The organism is Devosia sp. Root413D1 (assembly GCF_001425235.1).
Taxonomy (GTDB): Bacteria; Pseudomonadota; Alphaproteobacteria; order Rhizobiales; family Devosiaceae; genus Devosia_A.
In genome coordinates this window covers 216,293-234,305 of record NZ_LMEA01000013.1, presented here as the reverse complement: position 1 = coordinate 234,305, position 18,013 = coordinate 216,293, and the positions used below count along the sequence as shown (strand labels likewise).

The 18,013-nt window shown below is 66.1% G+C and carries 18 protein-coding genes; 10 read left to right on the top strand and 8 right to left on the bottom strand.

Annotated elements, in window-relative coordinates; genetic code table 11:
* The first annotated feature begins 28 nt into the window (after window positions 1–28).
* Both ASC89_RS26385 and ASC89_RS26380 read left to right on the top strand, forming a co-directional pair.
* Window positions 29–940 (top strand): TIM barrel protein, encoded by a 912-nt coding sequence (locus ASC89_RS26385; protein WP_056003623.1) that lies wholly within the window; start codon window positions 29–31, stop codon window positions 938–940.
* Window positions 941–1,032: 92 nt separating this feature from the next.
* Window positions 1,033–1,938 (top strand): dihydrodipicolinate synthase family protein, encoded by a 906-nt coding sequence (locus ASC89_RS26380; protein ID WP_056003619.1) that lies wholly within the window; start codon window positions 1,033–1,035, stop codon window positions 1,936–1,938.
* Here ASC89_RS26380 and ASC89_RS26375 read toward each other — a convergent pair.
* On the bottom strand, window positions 1,935–2,819 hold the full coding sequence (locus ASC89_RS26375) for a DMT family transporter (RefSeq protein WP_055887030.1): 885 nt from the start codon (window positions 2,817–2,819) through the stop codon (window positions 1,935–1,937). The genes ASC89_RS26380 and ASC89_RS26375 overlap by 4 nt on opposite strands.
* 306 nt (window positions 2,820–3,125) lie before the next feature.
* On the opposite strand from ASC89_RS26375, the gene ASC89_RS29075 reads away from it, so the two are divergent.
* Both ASC89_RS29075 and ASC89_RS26370 read left to right on the top strand, forming a co-directional pair.
* Entirely contained in the window at window positions 3,126–3,452 is a 327-nt protein-coding gene (locus ASC89_RS29075) for an NAD(P)-binding protein (protein ID WP_244488563.1), read from the top strand.
* Window positions 3,370–4,242 (top strand): NAD(P)-binding domain-containing protein, encoded by an 873-nt coding sequence (locus ASC89_RS26370; protein ID WP_244488562.1) that lies wholly within the window; start codon window positions 3,370–3,372, stop codon window positions 4,240–4,242. Before ASC89_RS29075 ends, ASC89_RS26370 begins: the two co-directional genes overlap by 83 nt.
* A 223-nt stretch (window positions 4,243–4,465) precedes the next feature.
* On the opposite strand, the gene ASC89_RS26365 is transcribed toward ASC89_RS26370, so the two are convergent.
* Window positions 4,466–5,455, bottom strand: a complete 990-nt coding sequence (locus ASC89_RS26365) for a substrate-binding domain-containing protein (protein WP_055887023.1) — start codon at window positions 5,453–5,455, stop codon at window positions 4,466–4,468.
* A gap of 435 nt (window positions 5,456–5,890) precedes the next feature.
* Here ASC89_RS26365 and ASC89_RS26360 point away from each other — a divergent pair, with 435 nt between their 5' ends.
* The 5 genes from ASC89_RS26360 (at window position 5,891) to ASC89_RS26340 (ending at window position 11,591) form a co-directional block, all read left to right on the top strand.
* Window positions 5,891–6,688: an ATP-binding cassette domain-containing protein gene (locus tag ASC89_RS26360; RefSeq protein WP_055887019.1), complete on the top strand. Its 798-nt coding sequence runs from the start codon at window positions 5,891–5,893 to the stop codon at window positions 6,686–6,688.
* 13 nt (window positions 6,689–6,701) lie between these two features.
* Window positions 6,702–7,718 carry an ABC transporter permease gene (locus ASC89_RS26355; protein ID WP_055887016.1) on the top strand — a complete coding sequence of 339 codons (1,017 nt, stop codon included), beginning with the start codon at window positions 6,702–6,704 and terminating at the stop codon, window positions 7,716–7,718.
* Window positions 7,719–7,957: 239 nt separating this feature from the next.
* Complete coding sequence (locus tag ASC89_RS26350) at window positions 7,958–8,911, top strand: sugar-binding protein (protein WP_055887013.1); 954 nt, start codon at window positions 7,958–7,960, stop codon at window positions 8,909–8,911.
* A 129-nt stretch (window positions 8,912–9,040) separates the two neighbouring features.
* The gene (locus tag ASC89_RS26345) at window positions 9,041–10,582 is read left to right on the top strand and encodes a sugar ABC transporter ATP-binding protein (protein ID WP_055887011.1); all 1,542 of its coding nucleotides are present in this window, start codon (window positions 9,041–9,043) and stop codon (window positions 10,580–10,582) included.
* Window positions 10,583–10,592: 10 nt separating this feature from the next.
* Window positions 10,593–11,591, top strand: a complete 999-nt coding sequence (locus ASC89_RS26340) for an ABC transporter permease (protein WP_055887007.1) — start codon at window positions 10,593–10,595, stop codon at window positions 11,589–11,591.
* A gap of 6 nt (window positions 11,592–11,597) precedes the next feature.
* Here ASC89_RS26340 and ASC89_RS26335 read toward each other — a convergent pair whose 3' ends face one another.
* From ASC89_RS26335 to ASC89_RS26310, 6 genes are read right to left on the bottom strand one after another with little or no spacing between them, the layout of a single operon-like run.
* The gene (locus ASC89_RS26335; protein WP_055887003.1) at window positions 11,598–12,347 is read right to left on the bottom strand and encodes an SDR family NAD(P)-dependent oxidoreductase; all 750 of its coding nucleotides are present in this window, start codon (window positions 12,345–12,347) and stop codon (window positions 11,598–11,600) included.
* Window positions 12,344–13,156 (bottom strand): SDR family NAD(P)-dependent oxidoreductase, encoded by an 813-nt coding sequence (locus ASC89_RS26330; RefSeq protein WP_056003616.1) that lies wholly within the window; start codon window positions 13,154–13,156, stop codon window positions 12,344–12,346. Before ASC89_RS26330 ends, ASC89_RS26335 begins: the two co-directional genes overlap by 4 nt.
* Entirely contained in the window at window positions 13,153–13,971 is an 819-nt protein-coding gene (locus tag ASC89_RS26325; protein WP_056003613.1) for a sugar phosphate isomerase/epimerase, read from the bottom strand. The genes ASC89_RS26330 and ASC89_RS26325 overlap by 4 nt, the downstream gene beginning before the upstream one ends.
* On the bottom strand, window positions 13,968–15,017 hold the full coding sequence (locus ASC89_RS26320; RefSeq protein WP_244488561.1) for a Gfo/Idh/MocA family protein: 1,050 nt from the start codon (window positions 15,015–15,017) through the stop codon (window positions 13,968–13,970). The genes ASC89_RS26325 and ASC89_RS26320 overlap by 4 nt, the downstream gene beginning before the upstream one ends.
* A 23-nt stretch (window positions 15,018–15,040) precedes the next feature.
* Complete coding sequence (locus tag ASC89_RS26315; protein ID WP_055886994.1) at window positions 15,041–15,823, bottom strand: acetoacetate decarboxylase; 783 nt, start codon at window positions 15,821–15,823, stop codon at window positions 15,041–15,043.
* Window positions 15,820–16,545: a FadR/GntR family transcriptional regulator gene (locus tag ASC89_RS26310; protein ID WP_056003611.1), complete on the bottom strand. Its 726-nt coding sequence runs from the start codon at window positions 16,543–16,545 to the stop codon at window positions 15,820–15,822. Before ASC89_RS26310 ends, ASC89_RS26315 begins: the two co-directional genes overlap by 4 nt.
* A 143-nt stretch (window positions 16,546–16,688) precedes the next feature.
* Between ASC89_RS26310 and ASC89_RS26305 the strand changes: the two genes are divergently transcribed.
* Window positions 16,689–17,816: a mandelate racemase/muconate lactonizing enzyme family protein gene (locus ASC89_RS26305; RefSeq protein WP_055886988.1), complete on the top strand. Its 1,128-nt coding sequence runs from the start codon at window positions 16,689–16,691 to the stop codon at window positions 17,814–17,816.
* The last annotated feature ends 197 nt before the right edge of the window (window positions 17,817–18,013 follow it).

Here is an 18,013-nt window from a genome sequence, read left to right as displayed (position 1 = left end):
TTTGCCTTTCCACCCAGGAGACATTTTCATGAGCAACATCATTGCGACCGGCTTCAATGTCGGCTCGGACAATGGCGAGTTCGCCACCCTCGAAGCCGATATGCGCGCGCTCAGCGAGATGGGCGTCGATACCGTCGAGATCGGTATCACCAGCCTCGACCTCGTTGCCGGCGGCCGGATCATCAAGGAGCGTCACGAGGCGCTGCTGGCGCTGACCCGCCAGTTCGATTTCCGCTACACCGTGCACGGCCTGGTCTCGTCCAACTTCATGGACCCGGTAACGCAGCGCTACCAGATCGACGCCGCCAAGGCGCTGGTCGAGGTGTCGAACTCGATCGGTGCCGGTATCCTGGTCCACCACAGCGGGAACCTGCGCGCCGAGGCGATTGCCGACTGGGCGGGCGCTGACCTGCGGGAGCGCGAAGCCCTCACCGAGCTTGCCGATTTCGCCCGTCCGCATGGCGTGCGCATCGCGCTCGAGAACATCTTCACCACCGAGCTCGGCCAGTATCGCCAGACCCCGACCGAAGTCGCCGAGACGGTCAAGGCGGTGAACCATTCCAACGTCGTGGCGCTGATCGACTTCAGCCACGCCTATATCGAATCGACCTTCAAGGGCCTCGACTTCCGCGCCGAAATCCGCGCCATGGCGCCGGTGGCGGGGCACCTGCACCTGCATGACTCGTTCGGCCGGCCGCAGGGCTTCTACAAGCCGTTCCATCCGGCGGAAAACACCGCGATGGGCATCGGCGACCTGCATATGCCGCTCGGCTGGGGCGATATCGCCTGGGACGAGATCTTCGCCGAACTCAGCTTCCTGCCCGACACCGTCGCAATGATGGAAATCGGCCGCCGCTACCGTCGCGAACAGCCCGAAAGCCTGGCACGGGCCAAGGCGCTGAGCGGGCTCGGCGAGGCTGAGGCGATCGCGGCCGAGTAATCTCAAGCTGCCGGCGTCCACCTGGGGCGCCGGCAACTTGCTTCGCTCCCGCTCGTTCGTGCACCATGGCCGGAACGAGAGGGAGCTGCGCGATGGGTTTCGGGATTTCGGGCGTCTACTGCGCCACGGTGACGCCGCTCAATGCCGATCTCAGCCCCGACCTGCAGCGGCTCGGCGCGCACTGCCACAACCTCATTGCCGATGGCTGCCACGGCATCGCGCTGCTCGGCACCACAGGCGAAGCCAACTCGTTCTCGGTCGCTGAGCGGAAGACCATCCTCGAGGGCGCATTGGCCGCCGGGATCACGCCGGAGCAGTTGGCGCCGGGCGTCGGCGTCGCTGCCATCCCCGATACGGTGGAGCTCACCCGCCACGCCCTGAGCCTCGGCATCAGCCGCGTGGTGATGCTGCCGCCGTTCTACTACAAGGGGGTGAGCGACGATGGGATCTTTGCTGCCTATGCTGGGATTATCGAGGCGGTGGCCGATCCGCGGCTCAAGCTCATCCTCTACCACATCCCGCAGACCTCGGCGGTGCCGCTCAGCCGGCCGCTGGTGACGCGGCTCATCGCGGCGTTCCCCGGGATCGTCGGGCTCAAGGACTCCTCGGGCGATTACGGCAACATGCAGGGCCTGGTGGAGGACAATCCCGGCTTTGCGGTGATGGTCGGGGCCGATCCGCTGCTGTTGCCGTTCCTCAAGATCGGCGGCGCCGGCTGTATCACGGCGACGTCGAACCTCGCGGCCCGAGCGTTGCGCACCATCTATGACCATCATGCCGACCCGGCTCGCGCGAGTGAGGTCGATGCGGCGCAGGGGCGGATCGAGGCGGCGCGGGCCATGCTCAACAGCTATGGGCAGATCCCGACCATCAAAGCCGTGCTGGCGGAGCGTGATGGCGACGACGGCTGGAGCCGGGTGCGACCGCCGCTCATGCCATTCGCGGCAGACAAGCTCGGCGAACTGAGTGAGCGGGTCGCGGCGCTGCCGGCGCTTTAAGTCATCTCGCGCGGTTGCTCGGCGTCGCGCGGGGCCTGCTGGCGCAGCACCAGCACGAGGCCGACCAGCGCAATGATGCCGCCCACGGCCATGCGGAGGTCAAAACCTTCGCCGAGCAGCAGGATGCCCATCAGTACGGTCATCAGCGGCATCATCAGGCCAAGCGGCGCGACGACCGAGGCCGGGTAGCGCTGCAGGATGCCGAGATAGAGGGTGGTCGCCAGCAGCGTCACCGCGACAACCGAGAAGGCGAGAGCGGCGAAGAACGGCCAGCCGGCGCCGAGGCTTGATGTCACCGGGGTGGTTTCGGCGAGCAGTGAATAGGCAAGCATCGGCGGGGCAGAGACGAAGGCGATCCAGGCCTGCATGGTCAGGGGTTTTATGGCGCCATAGCGCTTCAGCAGCACCTGGCCGAGCGAGATGGCGATGGCCGAGACGAAGGCGAATGCCAGCCCCAGGCTGACGCTGGCGCCCTCGCCATCCCACATCACGAGGATCACCCCGCCCAGCGCCAACGCAATGCCGGCGCCGCGGGCGAGGCCGACCCGCTCGCCGAGCAGCAGCACCGAGAGCAGGGCGGTGATCGGGATCGCCGTCTGCAGCACGATCGAGACGCTCGACGAGGTGGCGTGCGAGAGGCCGAGGAACATCAGGCCGAAATGGCAGGCGCCCATCAGGAAGCCGATGCCGAGGATCGGCAGCAGCGGCCGCGGCAGTGGCCTGAGCAGCGGCGAGAGGATCGCCGCGACGATGAGGAAGCGCGCCGCCGCGTAGAAGATCGGAGCGACGCCGAATTCGGAGAACAGCACCCGGCTGACGATCAGGTTCAAGGCCCAGATCAGGCAGACGGCAGCATAAAGCAGGAGGTCGAGGGGGCGCATGAAAGCTCGGAGGGGCTGACGCGGACGCGCCGGTAGCGGGCATCGCATACGAGCGCCGATCTGCCAATGGTCCTTTCGTTGCCGGTCGCTCAGTGTGCTTGGCGCCCCTCACCCTAACCCTCTCCCCAAAGGGGCGAGGGGACGCACTTTGCACCGGCCGTGCCACCACGCCCCCTCGCCCCTCTGGGGAGAGGGCTGGGGTGGAGGGGTAGCCAAGCGCACAAATCGTTCCTGTGAGAGCGTTCGCCTGCCGTTGCGTACCCGCTACGCTCGCCCTACCTCTGGGGCGACAACAGGATATTCCCGATGGATGCCGAAACCCTCGCCCCGCAAAGCGCGCCGCCGCTGGGCGTCGCGATCAAGACCGAGATCGTGGTCATCGGCGCCGGGCAGGCGGGGCTGTCCTCGGCCTATCACCTCAGGCAGCGCGGGCTCGCGGCGGGGCGCGGCTTCGTCGTGCTCGACCAATCGCCGAGTGCAGGCGGCGCCTGGCAGTTCCGCTGGCCGTCGCTGACGCTCAGCACGGTCACGGGTGCACGACCTGCCGGGCATGGCGTTCTCCGAGGCGGTCGATACCAGCAACGACGCGGTCGAAGCGGCGGTCGCCGTGCCACGCTACTTCGCAGCCTATGAGGAGCGCTTCGGGCTCAATGTCTATCGGCCGGTCAAGGTGAAGGTGGTGTGCCAGCGCGGCGAGCGCTTCCGGGTCGAGACCGATCGCGAGACGTTTTCGGCCCGCGGCATCATCAACGCCACCGGCACCTGGGAAACGCCGTACATTCCCGAGTATCCCGGGCGCGAGCGGTTCAGGGGGCGGCAGCTCCACACGCGCGACTACCGCACGGCGGCGGAGTTCGCCGGCCAGCATGTGGTGATCGTCGGCGGCGGCATTTCGGCGATCCAGCTGCTCAATGAGATTTCGCAGGTGACCAGCACCACCTGGGTGACGCGGCGGCCGCTGCAGTTCCGCGACGGGCCGTTCGACCAGGAAGCAGGGCGGGCCGCGGTGAAGCTGGTCGAGGACCGCGTCCGCCAGGGCCTGCCGCCCAACTCGGTGGTTTCCGTCACCGGCCTGCCGCGCTCGCCGCTGATCGAGGCGATGGAGGCGCGCGGCGTACTGAAGCGGCTGGAGATGTTCTCAGAGATCACCGAGACCGGGGTGCGCTGGGAGGACGGTACAACGCAACGGGCCGACGTGATCCTCTGGTGCACCGGCTTCCGCTCCTCGCTCGACCATCTGGCGCCGCTGCTGCTACGCGAAGCCTCGGGCGGCATCCTGATGGGCGGTCGGCTGGCAACAGAGGTGGTGAAGGCCCCGCGTATCCACCTCGTCGGTTACGGCCCCTCGGCCTCGACCATCGGCGCCAATCGGGCGGGTGCGGTGGCGGCTAGCGAGTTGATGGGGACGCTGGGGGTGAGTTGAAGCTGCGGTGCCAGCTGACCCCCACCCCTGTCCCCTCCCCCTGAAGGAGGGGGAGGGAGACGCCTCCTCTGGCATTGGTGTTTTGGTCTCCCTCCCCATTTTTAGGGGAGGGGACAGGGGTGGGGTCAGCCCTCACCGGATGTCCGGGAATCCCACTTCAGAAAACGAAAAGGGGCGCGCCGAAGCGCGCCCCGATTGGTCCGCCGACTGATCGGCTCCGGCCTTACTTGGCGCAGATACCCGGGTCCTCGAGGGTGCAGAGGTCGAGGCCGGTGAACTTCGGATCCTCGACGGTTTCGCCCTTGATCAGGCTGATCAGGATATCGGGCGCCTCGTTGCCCATCTGGTACGGCCGCTGGCCGATCTGGAAGTGGCTGCGGCCCTCACGGAACGCCTGGGTCTGCGGCGGCAGCGTGTCGCCGGCGATGATCACCAGATCCTTGGACTTCAGCCGCTCCATGACCTGGTCGGTGTTCTGGGCATAGGCCTGCGGGCCGAACTGGGCCCAGCCGCCGACGAGAACGAAGGCATCGAGATCGGGCTGCGCGGTGAAGACGTCGGCCATCTGCTGGTTGGCAGTGGGGATGTCGTCATTGGTATAGGTCGGGCAGCCATCGGCCTCAGTCCAGCCGTTGGTGTTGTTGAGCTTTTCGGTGCCCTTGGCGCCGGCAATGGTGTCGCGGAAGCCCGCGGCGCGCTCGTTGATGTTGGCCGCAGCGACGTTACCGAGCTGCAGGCAGACGGTGCCGCCTTCCGGCTTGAGCTTCTTCAGCTCGGTCGCCATGCCGACACCCATGTCGTAGTTGTTGGTGCCGAAATAGGTCTTGCGCAGCGCCTTGTCCTCCGGGAGGAGGTCGGCGTCGACGGTGATGATCGGCATGGTCGGCGCGGCGGCCTTCAGCATGTTGGCCATGGCCGGGGCATTGGACGGCGAGATGGCGATGCCGGCGACGCCCTTGCTGATCAGATCCTGCACGATCTGCACTTCGCCGGCTTCATCCGAGCTCAGCGCCGGGCCGGTGTAAAGGCAGGTATATTCGCTGTCGGCGTGTGCCGTATTCCAGTCGGCACAGCCCTGGCCCATCACCGTGAAGAACGGATTGTCGAGGCCTTTGACGACGACGGCCAGGATTTTCTTGTCCTGCGCCATGGCGCTGCCCGCGAGCGCGACGGCAATGGCCGCGCCGGCAAGCACAAATGTAGTCTTACGCATAAGTCTTCCTCCCTCGGGTTCAGTCTTGGCCTGCTTGGCGCAGGCCCTCGGTCGAGCCCGACTAACGTACCTCAACGGCGAGAGGTCCCTGGCCGCCCGCTGATACGTCTGCCGTCTCGATGAGCTCCTCAATGCTCGCGCGAGCCTTCTCATGGGCCGTTGCTGGCCGCTGTGCTTCGCATGTCGAAGCGGATACTGAGGCGGCTTGTGGCAATAGTCAATCGGGCTGATGCACGTGCACATTCAAGCGCTTCAAGTTGTCAGATACGTGGATAAAGACGTTGGAAAGACTGGTTAAACAGCAACCTCACTGACGTTTTTTGCGGGAGCGGAGTGGATGCTCAAAGTCGATTGACGCTTGGCGCGGCATCCCGCATAGATTTGCCCGCGACATCTAGCGGAGGGCGGAGCCTTCCAGCCTTGGGAGGGGCAACGATGGCGGTTCTCGAGCTGGCGAACATCGCCAAGCACTATGGTGCTATCACCGCGCTGACCGATATTTCACTGACGCTGAACGCCGGCGAAGTGGTCGGGCTGGTGGGCGATAACGGCGCCGGCAAGACGACGCTGGTCAAGATCATTGCCGGCAATTTCCACCCATCCGAAGGCAGCATCAGTCTCGACGGGCAGGTGGTGCAGCTGCACGGGCCGAAGGACGCGCGCTCCAAGGGGATCGAGATCGTCTACCAGGACCTGGCGCTGGCCGATAACCTCACGGCGGCGGCCAATATCTTTCTCGGGCGCGAGCTCACCACTATCGCCCGCACGCCACAGGAAGCCGAGCTGCCGTTCAGCAAGCGGCGGCGCGGCTGGCGGCTGTTCGTGCCGGAAATCCTCGACTATGGCGCGATGTACAAGAAGGCGGGCGAGCTGTTCGCCGAACTGAAATCGGAAACGCGGCCGCGCGACCTGGTGCGACGCATGTCGGGCGGGCAGCGCCAGGCGGTCGCCATCGCCCGCACCCGGCTGTCCAACCCCAAAATCGTCCTGATGGACGAGCCGACCGCGGCGATCAGCGTGCGGCAGGTGGCTGAGGTGCTGAATCTGATCCGCCGGCTCAAGGAGCAGGGCATCGCGGTGGTGCTGATCAGCCACCGTATCCCCGACGTGTTCGCCGTATGCGACCGGCTGGTGGTGCTGCGGCGCGGCCGCAAGGTTGCCGACAAGCGGGTTGCCGATTCCTCCCCCGAGGAAGTGACCGGATTGATCACCGGCGCGCTGCAGAGCGCTTGAGGAGCTTGCCGAAATGACCACCGACACCTCACTCAAGGATGCCATCGACCAGCAGACGCATCGCGGCTTCCTGGCGTGGCTGATCAGCCGGCAGATCTTCTGGATCCTCTTGGCCGTGATCATCGCCATCATCGCGATGATGCTCTTGACCAAGACCTTCGCGACGCCGCAGAACCTGTTCAACGTCACCCGCAACTTTGCCTTTGTCGGCATTGTCGGGCTGGGGATGACGGCAGTGATTATCACCGGTGGCATCGACCTGTCGGTCGGCGCCACGGTGCTGATCTCGGCAATGACCACCACCATCATCATGCACGCGGGCCTGCCGATCACGTTGGCCATTCCGGCCTCGATCGCCGCGTCGCTGCTGGTCGGCCTGATCAACGGCGTATTGATCGCCATTGTCGGCATGCCGGCCTTCGTCGTGACACTCGGCATGATGTCGATCGCCCGCTCGATCGGCATGGTGATGTCGAACAATGCGCTGATCTACGAGTTCGGTCCGGACCAGGCGATCCTGTTCAGTATCGGCGGCGGCTCCGTGGTTGTCGGGGGCCTGCCGATCCCCAATCCGCTGATCGTCATGGTGCTCTTGGCGCTGATCACCGGCTTCGCGCTGCGCTGGACCCGCTGGGGCAGGCACCTCTACGCCATTGGCGGCAATGAGAAGGCGGCAGTCCTCACCGGTGTTCCGGTCAAGGCAGTGAAGATCTCGGTCTATATGTTCGTGGCGTTCTGCGCCGGCCTTACCGGGTTCCTGCAGACCGGCTGGCTCGGCTCGGTCACCACCGGGTTCGGCACCGGGCTCGAACTCACGGTGATCGCCGCGACCGTCATCGGCGGGGCCAGCCTCGCCGGCGGCACCGGTACGGCGCTGGGCGCCGTGGTCGGCGCGGCGCTCATCGAGATCATTCGCAACAGCCTGACGCTGCTCGGCATCAGCACGTTCTGGCAGGGCACGTTCGTCGGCTCGTTCATCATCCTGGCCGTGGCGTCGAACCTGCTGCGCAACAAGGACACCGGGGAGTAACCCGACGACGAATTCCCGCCGGCGGACGCGCCGGCGGGATGGCACCGTTCTCTCTTGGTGCCGGGTTGAGATACGTACCTCAGCTTCGACGGAAGCAGACGCGACCCTGGAGCGCTTTCAGGAAAAGTTGTGAGACTTTCCGGTTCGAAAGCGCGACGAAGTCAAAAGACTCTGGGGACCGGAGGATGGGGTACGGGACGAAACCAACAGCGCCGCCCGATGGCGGCCAGGGAGGAATGATGAAGAGCCTAGTCAGTATCGCGGTGCTCGTGACCGCTGGTGTCCTGCTAGTCGGCGGCGCCGTCGCGCAGGAGAAAAAGCAGCTTGCCTTCGTGGTGAATGCCTCGTCCGACTTCTGGAAGCTGGCGGAAGCCGGGGTGAAGAAGGCGCAGGCCGAGCTGCCCAACTATGAACTGCAGTTCCGCTATCCGGCGCAGGGTACCGCCGCGCTGCAGAATGCGCTGATGGACGACCTCGTCGCCGCCGGCACCGATGCGATCATGATCTCGTCGGCCGACCCGAAGAACTCGATCGACGCGTTCAACCGCATCGCGGCGCAAGTGCCGCTGTTCACCACCGATTCCGACGCTCCGGCGTCGAACCGTCTCGCCTATCTCGGCTCGTCCAACACGCTGGCTGGCGTGCAGGCGGGCGAGGAGATGGTCAAGGCGCTGCCCAATGGCGGCAAGTGCATGGGCTTTGTCGGCTTCCTCGGCGCCGATAACGCGGTCGAGCGCATCGCCGGCTTCCGCCAGGCCATCGAAGGCAAGGGCATCGAGCTGGTCGACGTGCGCGGCGACGATGTGGACTTCACCAAGGCCCGCACCAATGTCGACGATGTGCTGGTGGCCAACCCCGAGATCACCTGCATGGTCGGGTTCTATTCGTACAACCCGCCCAAGATCTATGAGGCGCTGCAGGCGGCCGGCAAGCTCGGCCAGATCACCGTGGTGGCGTTCGACGAAGATCCGGTGACGCTGGGCGCGGTGAAGGAAGGCTCGTTTGCCGCCACCATCGTGCAGCAGCCGTTCGAGTGGGGCTATCAGGGAATGAAGCTGATGGCCGCCTATCTCGAAGGCGACAAGTCGGGCATCCCCGAGGACAAACTGATCATCGTGCCGACGGCCGTGATCAACAAGGACAATGTCGACGCCTTCTCGGCCGACCTCAAGGCCAAGATCAGCGGCGGCTGACATTGACTGGCGGCAGGCGGCCAAAGGCCGTCTCCGCGGGCGCGGGCGGCAGGGGGCTGTCGTCCGCGTCTTCTGGTGCTAGCGTTCTACGGTTCCAGGTTTTCTTGGGGGAACGCGCGGGGAGGTGGTATGCTCGATAGCCGCGATCAAGAAGCGCCCGCGCGGGCCTTCCTGAAGCTCTCAGCCGTTCGCAAAACCTATCCGGGCGTGGTGGCGCTCGCCGGCTTCGACATGCTGGTCGGGCCAGGCGAGGTGATCGGCCTCGTCGGTGAGAACGGCGCCGGCAAATCGACGCTGATGAAGATCCTGGGTGGGGTCACGGTGCCCGACAGCGGCACCATCGAGATCGACGGCGCGCCCTATGCCGGGCTCAGCGTCGGCGGTTCGATGAAGGCGGGCATCGCCTTCGTCCACCAGGAACTCAACCTGTTCGACAATCTGGACGTCGCGGCCAATGTCTATATCGGGCGCGAGCCACGGCGGGGCGGGGTGCTGAACCTCGTCGACGAAAAGCAGATGCGCGCCGATGTGCTGCCCTACCTGAAGCGGCTCGGCGCCAATTTCGCGCCCAACACGCCGGTAGCGAAACTGTCGCTGGCGCAGCAGCAGATGGTGGAAATCGCCAAGGCGCTGTCGGTGAATGCGCGCCTCGTCATTCTCGACGAGCCGACCTCGTCGCTGCCTTTGGCCGAAACCGACAAACTGCTCGAGGTGATCGCCGGCCTCAAGGCCGAGGGCATTGCGGTGATCTTCATTTCGCACCGGCTGCACGAAATCGAGCGGGCCTCAGACCGCGTGCTGGTACTGCGCGACGGGGTGCTGGTGGGCGAACTGAAGAAGGCCGAGATCGACCACGACCGCATGGTCAAGCTGATGATCGGCCGCGACCTCAAGGTGGCCTATGCGGCGCCCAAGCTCGACAAAGGCGAGGTGGTGCTGGCGGCGCGCGGCATCCGCACTGCGGCTTACCCGACCCGTGACGTCGGGCTCGAACTGCATGCGGGCGAAATCCTGGGGCTGGCGGGGCTGGTCGGCTCCGGCCGCACCGAGCTGGCGCGGGTGCTGTTCGGGGTCGACCCGCTCTATGCGGGCACAGTGACGCTCAATGGCGAGCCGGTGACGCTGCGTAACGCCTCGGACGCCGTGGCGCGCGGCATTTTCCTCGTGCCGGAGGATAGGAAGGGCGAGGGTATCCTGCTCGACCTGCCGATCTCGGAGAATATCAGCCTGCCCGATCTCGACGCCTATGCCCGCAGCGGGCTGGTGTCGCCGGCTTTGGAGCGGGTGCAGGCGGAGCGCAGCCGTTCTGAGCTCGGCATCAAGGCGCCGACGGTCATGACCCGGACCGGGAGCCTGTCGGGCGGCAACCAGCAGAAGGTGGTGCTGGCCAAGTGGCTGGCCATGCGGCCCAAGGTGCTGATCTTCGACGAGCCGACGCGCGGCATCGATGTCGGGGCCAAGGCGGAAATCTATCGGCTGATGCGCGGGCTCGCCGATGCGGGTGTCGCCGTGCTGATGATCTCGTCGGACATGGAAGAAGTGATCGGCGTGTCGGACCGCATCGCGGTGATGCACGAGGGCCGGATTTCAGGGCTGCTCGGGCGCGCCGAGTTCAGCGAAGAAAACGTGCTGCGGCTGGCGGTGGGCAAGCCGTTGGCGAAGGCCGGGTGAGGGGAAACGGATGAACAAGAAGGATCTGGGCCTGCTCGCCCTCATCGTCGTCGTCGGCTTCGTGGTGTATCTGCGCAACCCCGCCTTTCTCGGCCCGCAGAACCTTGCCAATACCGCCAACCTGATCGGCCTGTTCGGGCTGTTCGCCATCGGCCAGGGGTTTGTCATCATCACCGGCGGCATCGAGCTGTCGGCCGGCTCGATGATCGCGCTGCTCGGCGTGCTGTTCGTCGACCTGGTCGGCGCCAAGGGCGTGCCGTGGCCGATTGCCTTCGCCATCGTCATGGTGCTCGGGCTTGCCCTGGGGCTGGCGCATGGCCTCTTGATCACCAAGCTGAAGATGCAGCCCTTCGTGGTGACACTCTGCGGCCTGTTGATCTATCGCGGCGTGGCGCGCGGCTATACCGCCGACGCCACGGCCGGCTTCCCGTTCGGCAGCGAATATCCGGGCCTCGATTTCTTCGTCGCCCGCATCGGCGGTATCCCGGTCTCGGTCTATGTGCTGGCGGTGGTGGCGGTGATCGCCTGGTTCACGCTGCACCGTTCGGTGTTCGGCCGCTATCTCTTCGCCATCGGCAAGAACGAGGAGGCGGCGCGCTTCTCGGGTATCCGCACCGATGTGGTGGTCACCTCGGCCTATGTGATCTGCGCCGGGCTGACGGCTTTGGCGGCGATCTTTTTCGCCATGTACACCCGCTCCGTGCAGCCCTCATCGCAGGGCAATTTCTATGAGCTCTACGCCATCGCCGCCGCGGTGCTCGGCGGCTTCTCGCTGCGCGGCGGCGAGGGGTCGATCGTCGGGGTGATCCTCGGCACCATCCTCTTGCAGGAATTGCAGAACCTCGTGAACCTCCTCGGCATTCCCTCCTCGCTCAACTTCGCGGTGATGGGCGGGGTGATCCTCATCGGCGTCCTGGTCGACCAGCAATGGGGCGTGTTCCGGGCGCGGCGGCGCATCGCCGAGGCGGCGCGCAGCAGCGAGGAATTTTCGCCAAAGCCGGGGGAGTGACTGCACCTATCGAACCCGCTCCATCAACCCTTCTTGCCGAATATCGACATACTGCCCGGCGAGGTCGTCGGCGGCGCCGCTGGCCAGCCAGGCGATGACCCGGGCGGGGCGCTCGGGCGGTTGCAGGTTTTCGCGCGGCACATCGGAGATCTGGTTGATCTTGGCGGCACGGATGGCCGCCTGCATGTCGGTATCGACGAGGCCGGGCGCGAAGGCGAAGCCGCGGAGGCCGATCTCGGCGCCTTCGAGTTCGATCGAACGGGTCAGCATCATGAGTGCGGCCTTGCCGGCGCAATAGGCTGACCAGCCCGACATGGCGTGGTTGGCGGCGCCGCTCACCACATTGACGACACGGCCGCCCTCGAGCGCCGGCCAGAGTGCCGCGACCAGCGCGGCGGGGCCGCTGACATTGACGGTCAGCGACCGGTCGAAGGCCAGCGGGTCGAGCGCGCTGAGCCTGGCCATCGGCTCGATGGTCGCGGCATTGTTGACGAGGATGTCGACGCGGCCATGGAGCGCCAGCGCCGCGGCGGCGCGCTCCGGAATCCCGGCGAGATCGCCGACATCGAGGACGAACTCGCTGGCCTTGCCGCCCTTAGCGGTAACCGCGGCAACGACCTCGGCGCAGTCGCCGGGTTTGCGGCCGGAGGCGATGACCGTGGCGCCGAGCTCGGCCAGCGCCAGCACAATGGCGGCGCCGAGGCCGGCCCGTGCGCCGGTGACCAGCGCGACTTTGCCTTGCAGTGATCCGCTCATTTCGTCGGGCCTCGCTGAGCTGCGGCGCGGACGGAGTCCGCACTGGGCGTCGAGGCATAGGCCTGGAAGCCGCCGGTGATGTTGATCAGTTCGCCGGTGACGAAGCTGGTGTCGGGGCCCATCAGCCAGCTGACACCGCCGGCTACATCCTCTGGGGTGCACCAGCGTTGCAGCGGGATGGTCGCCACCACATCGGCTTCGAAATCGTCCCAGCTCTTGCCGAGCTTTTCGGCCTTGGCGCGGAAGGCCTTCTCCATGCCGGTGCCGGGGCCCACATGGCCCGGGGCGATGGCATTCACCCGCACGCCGCTCGATGCCATCTCGATCGCAAGGCACTGGGTCAGGCCCCAGATGGCGTTCTTGGAGGCGAGGTAGGCCGACGAGAACGGGTTGCCGAAGCCGAGCTTGGTGATGATGTTGACGATCTGGCCGCTCTGCTGCGCCGCCATGATGCGCGCCGCTTCGCGCGACATCAGGAAGGTGCCGCGGGTGTTCACCGAAAAAATCCGGTCCCAATCCTCGACGGCGGTTTCGACTACCAGCGCCTGCATGTGGATGCCGGCATTGTTGACGACGCCGAACAGCCCGCCATGGCGCGCCGCGACGGCTTTGACGCCTGAGATCACCGAGGCCTCGTCGCCGATGTCGATCAGCTCGAACGCGCAGCCGATGGCGGCGGCAGCGCTCTCGGCGACGGCGCGGTCACGGTCGGCGATCACCACCTGGTGGCCGTCGGCATGGAGGCGCCCGGCAATGGCGCGGCCGATGCCGCCGCCTCCGCCGGTGACGATGATAGCTGCAGAACTCACGGGGCACTCCAGGCGCGGAACAGGTCGCGCAGTTTCACGGTCTCGGTCAGCACGTCGTCGTGCAGCGTATCGAAATAGCCCTGGTGGACGACTTCGGCAGCTAGCCATCCGTCGTAGCCGGCATCGCGCAGCGTGGCGAAGAGCGCTGGGAAGTTGAGCGTCCCCTGGTCGAGCTTGGTCTGCAGGGCGCCGGGTCGCGCCTGCCGCAGATGCACATGGCCGGCCCAGCGGGCCAGAACGTCGATCTCATCCTGGCGGTAGCCGGAAACGGCGAAATGCGCGTAGTCGAGCGCCAGCTTCACCCCGGGGGCGCGCTCGCAGAGCTCGGCGGTGATGGCGGGGCTCTCGAGGTAGGAATGGACGTGCGGTTCGACGCAGACGGTGACGCCGGTATTCGCCGCGAGATCGAGCAGCGGCTTCAGCGACTCGACGGTTTCGGTGAGCGCCTGGGCGCGGCTCTGCGCGCCGTTGATCACGCCGGGGAGGATGAACACTGTTGGCGAACCGATGCCGACGCAGAACTTCAGCACGGCGGTGAAATCGGCGGTGTTCTTGGCGCGGTTGGCGGGGTCGGCGAGGTTGCGGTCGACGACGGAGTTGCCGAACAGGTGGTAGAGGTTGGCGACGGGTAGCGGCAGGCGTTTCCGCACCTCGTCGGCATAGGCCTCCGGCGCTGCCAGCAGCCGCGCGCGATCGAGGGCGGAGCGGTAGAAATAGCCGACATCCAGCCCTTCGATGCCGAGCAGGTTGGCCAGTCCGCCGACCTCGTCGAGCGTCAGTTCGGGGAAGGACCAGCTGGTGACGCTGAGCTTCACAGCACGTCCTCCAAGCGCCCCGATCTCGCCGAGCGGTACATGGCATCGAGCAGCACGCTCGAGCGCATGCCGACCACGCCATCGGCAGGGTTCGGCAGCTTTTCGCCGCGCGCCAGGTCGACCAGGAGGGTAATCGGCGCCACCTGCTCATAGGCGCCGGCATCGGGGCCGAGATCGGCGATGTGGGTCTTGCCGTCGTGACGGATCACCTCGACCCGGGCGCGTTCGATATCGAACAGCATCATGCCCTCGGTGCCGAAGATGCGGATGTCGATCTGGTAGCCACGCGACTTGGGCACGGTGGCCGAGCCCGACAGCGCCATGGTGGCGCCATTGGCGAATTCGACCACGGCGGCGTCGTAGAAATCGACGCCGGCAGGGGAGAGGCCGGTCTTCGCGAACACCTTGGCCGGGTCGAGATCGATGATGCGGAACAGCGCGCCGAGCCCGTGAGTCAGCTGGCCCCAGCCATAACCACCGGATTTCTTCGGGTCGGCCCAGGTGGAGACCGGCGGGCGGAACAGGTGGTCCTTGGTCTCGACCATCGGCTCGCCGCCGAACAGGTCGGCCAGCGCCGAGGCCATCTGCGCCACCACGTGGCGGACTTCGCCGACCCAGCCATCCTTCACCAGTTGATGGGCGGTCTCGACGATGGGCCGGAAGTTCCAGCCATAGGGCAGGATGATCTGGGTGTGGTTGGCGTTGGCGGTGGCCAGCAGGGCGCGGGCATCGGTAGCGCTGGTCGCCATCGGCTTTTCGATCAGCGTCGGCAGGCCGCGCGACAGCGCCAGCTGCGCATGCTCGGCGTGGAGGATGTGCGGCGAGGCGACGACCACGCCGTGCAAGGTTTCCGTGGCCAGCATTTCCGCCGCATCGAAATACGGCTTCACCCCGGGAAAGCTCGCGACGACCTTTTCCATGCCATCGGCATCGGGGCGGTTCACCGCGACGATTTCGACATTGGGGTTGGCGCGCAAAGCGGGGATGTGGCTGAGGGTCGCCCACCAGCCGGCGCCGATGACGCCGATATTGACCTTGTCGCTCAAACTGTCCTCCCAGGGATCGGCGCTTATGCGCTCTTGCCCAGATAGTCGTGGATGATCTCGCCGGTGACGAGAGTGAAATCGGCGCGCCAGTAGAAGGCCTCGAGCGGTTCGACCACCGGCAGGCGGAACACCGGCGCCTGGGCGTTGGGCCGCAGCTCCACCGTCGCGGGCCCACGCCAGCATTCGTGTACCTTCACGTCGGTGAGTTTGCGCGAGGTGATCTGGCGGATCGCCGGAGTGCCGTCGATGTGGTTGATGGCCTTCAGATTGAGGTTGGTGCCGTAATCGAAATGCGCCTTCATCAGCGCCGGGTCGACCGGCTGCTGCTTGTAGGGGGTGGTGACGGTGATGACGTCGATGCCGTTGCGCTCGACCCCGCCGACCATCAGGTCGCCACGGAACTCGAGGAACGGGTTGGCGAGTTTCTTGGGTTGGCCATGCACCTCGCGGCCATGCGCCACGCCGCCATCCGAGGCAAGGAACAGGTAGGGCGAGTAAGCGCCGGAGCGGCCGTTGGGAAGCTTGGCGCCGAACATCACGTTGGCCTCGTGATAGGGCCCGATCCAGCTGGTGTCGTTCATCTTGTAGATGTGGACGCAGACCACGTCGCCGGTAGCTTCGACCGGCGGCGGGGCGAGGAACTGCATCGCCTTGGGGTCGGTGCGCCAGAACACCGTCAGCACTTCGGCATTACGGAAGGTGAAGGGGAAGGGCGGGATGAACGGCGCGTCCCACGGGGTGGAAAAGCCACCGGCGAGGATGTCGGCTTCGGTGACCTTGTCGAGGCCCCAGCGTCTTTCGGTCATTCGTCTTTCGCCTTCATCGTAGCCTCGGTGGATTGCAGCACATGGTCCATGTGGGTGACCATCGCCTGTCGTGCCGCCGCAGCATCGCGCCGCCGGATCGCTTCGACAATGATGCGATGGTCGGCAATCGAGGTCGAAATGACGTTGGGCGTTTCCGACGCCGTCTTCCTGAATTCCTGGCCGAGCACGTTGAGGCTCTGGGCGGCGCGCGACAGGAACTCGTTGCCGGCGAGTTCGCCGAGCCGGCGATGGAAGGCGGTATCGACGTCGCGATAGCGCGCCGGCTCGAGCTTGGCTTCTTCCTGCGCGGCGATCAGCGCGTCGAGTTCGTCGAAGGCTGCCGCGTCGCCGCGGCTGGCGGCGAGCGCCGCGATCTCGCCCTCGATCAGTTTTCGCGCTTCGTACAGCTTTTCGACCTCGGCAGCGCGCAGCGTCAGGAAGAAGGTCAGCGGCGCGAGGAGGTCCGAGGCTTCGAGCTGCGAGACGAAGACGCCGCCGCCATGGCGCACCTCGATCACCCCGAGCACGGCGAGGGCGCGTAAAGCTTCGCGCAACGTGGGGCGGGAGACCTCGAAGGTTTCGGCCAGCTTGCGCTCGGGTGGCAACTGGTCGCCGGGCTTCAGGTTGCCGGTCGTGACGAGGCCGAGCAGGCGCGCCACCAGCATCTCGGTCAGGCCGGAACGGCGCAACGGCACTTCGCCGCTGAGATCACTGATCGGCACTGTCTACGCTCCCCGGTGCGGCTTGGCTCGCCGTCTTGTCACAAGTGGCCAAGTGGTCTGACCACTTCTTGACCTAGCAGCGCCCTCGGTGCTAGTCAACGCCAAGCAGGGCTGGGCAACAGGCCGTCGAGGGAGATGCCGCAATGCGCGTGGGCCAGATTACCAGCCACGTGATCCGCTATGCCGACACCAACGACCACGGCAACCTGCGCCAGACGGTGCTGGTCAAGGTCGAGACGGTGGATGGCGTGGTCGGCTGGGGCGAGGGCATCGCCATGTGGCCGGAGGCCTGCTGGGCGACCAAGACCTTGATCGATACCGGCTTCGGGCCGCTGCTCGCTGCTGCCGGCGAGATCAGCATCACGACAGCCTGGGAGAAGATGCGGGCGCATGCCTGGTGGTACGGCGAAGGCGGCATTGCCTGCTTCGCCTATTCGGCGCTCGACATGGCGCTGTGGGATATCGAGGGCAAGCGTGAGGGCAAGCCGCTCTATGAGCTGCTGGGCGGCAAAGCGCATGAGAGCCTGCCGGCCTATTCCTCCAGCCACGTCAACAAGGCGACACGGGCGCTGTGCGTCGAGGAGATCGTCGGCTACCAGGCCGAGGGTTATCGCGGCGCCAAGCTCGGCTTCGGCAAGCGCGGCCTCTCCAATATCGGGCAGGACCCGGACAACGACGTCGCCTTCGTGCGCGAATTGCGGGAGGCGCTCGGGCCCGACTTCGAGATCATCGTCGATGTCGGCAACGGGGTGAAATGGGACCGCGATACCGGCATCGCGACGACGCGGCGGATGGCCGAGTACGATATCGGCTGGATCGAGGAGCCGTTCTATCCGACCCGCATCGACGACTACCGGGCGTTGAAGGCGGCGCTGCCCAACATGCCGATTGGTACCGGCGAGCGCGAGTTCACCGTCACCGGCTACCAGCGGCTGATCGAGACCGGCACAGTCGATGTGCTCGGGGTCGACCCGTCGCGCGCCGAGGGGGTCACCGGGTTCTCGAAGATCGACGCGCTGTGCGGCGCGGCCGGCATCACCATCAATGCTCATGCCTGGAGCACGGCGATCCTCAGTGCGGCGAGCCTCCACCTGTCGCTCTGCTCGCCCAATGCGCGGCTGTTCGAGTTCAAGCCGATCCCGGTCGTGGTGCAGACGGACCTGGTCGACGAACCGATCCGCCAGCAGGGTGGATTTGCCTACGCACCGACGCGTCCGGGGCTTGGGATCGAGGTGGATGAGGCGGTGGTGAAGGCGTTGAGCCTTGGGTAGCCACCGGGCTCTCGGCTCCGAGAGTGGCCTAGCCACCGGCTTGCCTTCTCCCCTTGTGGGAGAAGGTGGCGCGCAGCGCCGGATGAGGGGTCCCGCATCGCCAGGCGATGCGCGATCGGAGCGTAGCGACGAGCGACTGAGTGGGCGGAGAGAACCCCTCATCCGCCCTTCGGGCACCTTCTCCCACAAGGGGAGAA

What these genes read in the sequence shown, in the direction of transcription:
- ASC89_RS26305 (WP_055886988.1), top strand. Translation starts at nt 16,689, where the DNA reads ATGCGCGTGGGCCAGATTACCAGCCACGTGATCCGCTATGCCGACACC.
- ASC89_RS26350 (WP_055887013.1), top strand. Translation starts at nt 7,958, where the DNA reads ATGAAGAGCCTAGTCAGTATCGCGGTGCTCGTGACCGCTGGTGTCCTG.
- ASC89_RS26375 (WP_055887030.1), bottom strand. Translation starts at nt 2,819, where the DNA reads ATGCGCCCCCTCGACCTCCTGCTTTATGCTGCCGTCTGCCTGATCTGG.
- ASC89_RS26340 (WP_055887007.1), top strand. Translation starts at nt 10,593, where the DNA reads ATGAACAAGAAGGATCTGGGCCTGCTCGCCCTCATCGTCGTCGTCGGC.
- ASC89_RS26335 (WP_055887003.1), bottom strand. Translation starts at nt 12,347, where the DNA reads ATGAGCGGATCACTGCAAGGCAAAGTCGCGCTGGTCACCGGCGCACGG.
- ASC89_RS26370 (WP_244488562.1), top strand. Translation starts at nt 3,370, where the DNA reads ATGGCGTTCTCCGAGGCGGTCGATACCAGCAACGACGCGGTCGAAGCG.
- ASC89_RS26345 (WP_055887011.1), top strand. Translation starts at nt 9,041, where the DNA reads ATGCTCGATAGCCGCGATCAAGAAGCGCCCGCGCGGGCCTTCCTGAAG.
- ASC89_RS26355 (WP_055887016.1), top strand. Translation starts at nt 6,702, where the DNA reads ATGACCACCGACACCTCACTCAAGGATGCCATCGACCAGCAGACGCAT.
- ASC89_RS26385 (WP_056003623.1), top strand. Translation starts at nt 29, where the DNA reads ATGAGCAACATCATTGCGACCGGCTTCAATGTCGGCTCGGACAATGGC.
- ASC89_RS26315 (WP_055886994.1), bottom strand. Translation starts at nt 15,823, where the DNA reads ATGACCGAAAGACGCTGGGGCCTCGACAAGGTCACCGAAGCCGACATC.
- ASC89_RS29075 (WP_244488563.1), top strand. Translation starts at nt 3,126, where the DNA reads ATGGATGCCGAAACCCTCGCCCCGCAAAGCGCGCCGCCGCTGGGCGTC.
- ASC89_RS26360 (WP_055887019.1), top strand. Translation starts at nt 5,891, where the DNA reads ATGGCGGTTCTCGAGCTGGCGAACATCGCCAAGCACTATGGTGCTATC.
- ASC89_RS26380 (WP_056003619.1), top strand. Translation starts at nt 1,033, where the DNA reads ATGGGTTTCGGGATTTCGGGCGTCTACTGCGCCACGGTGACGCCGCTC.
- ASC89_RS26365 (WP_055887023.1), bottom strand. Translation starts at nt 5,455, where the DNA reads ATGCGTAAGACTACATTTGTGCTTGCCGGCGCGGCCATTGCCGTCGCG.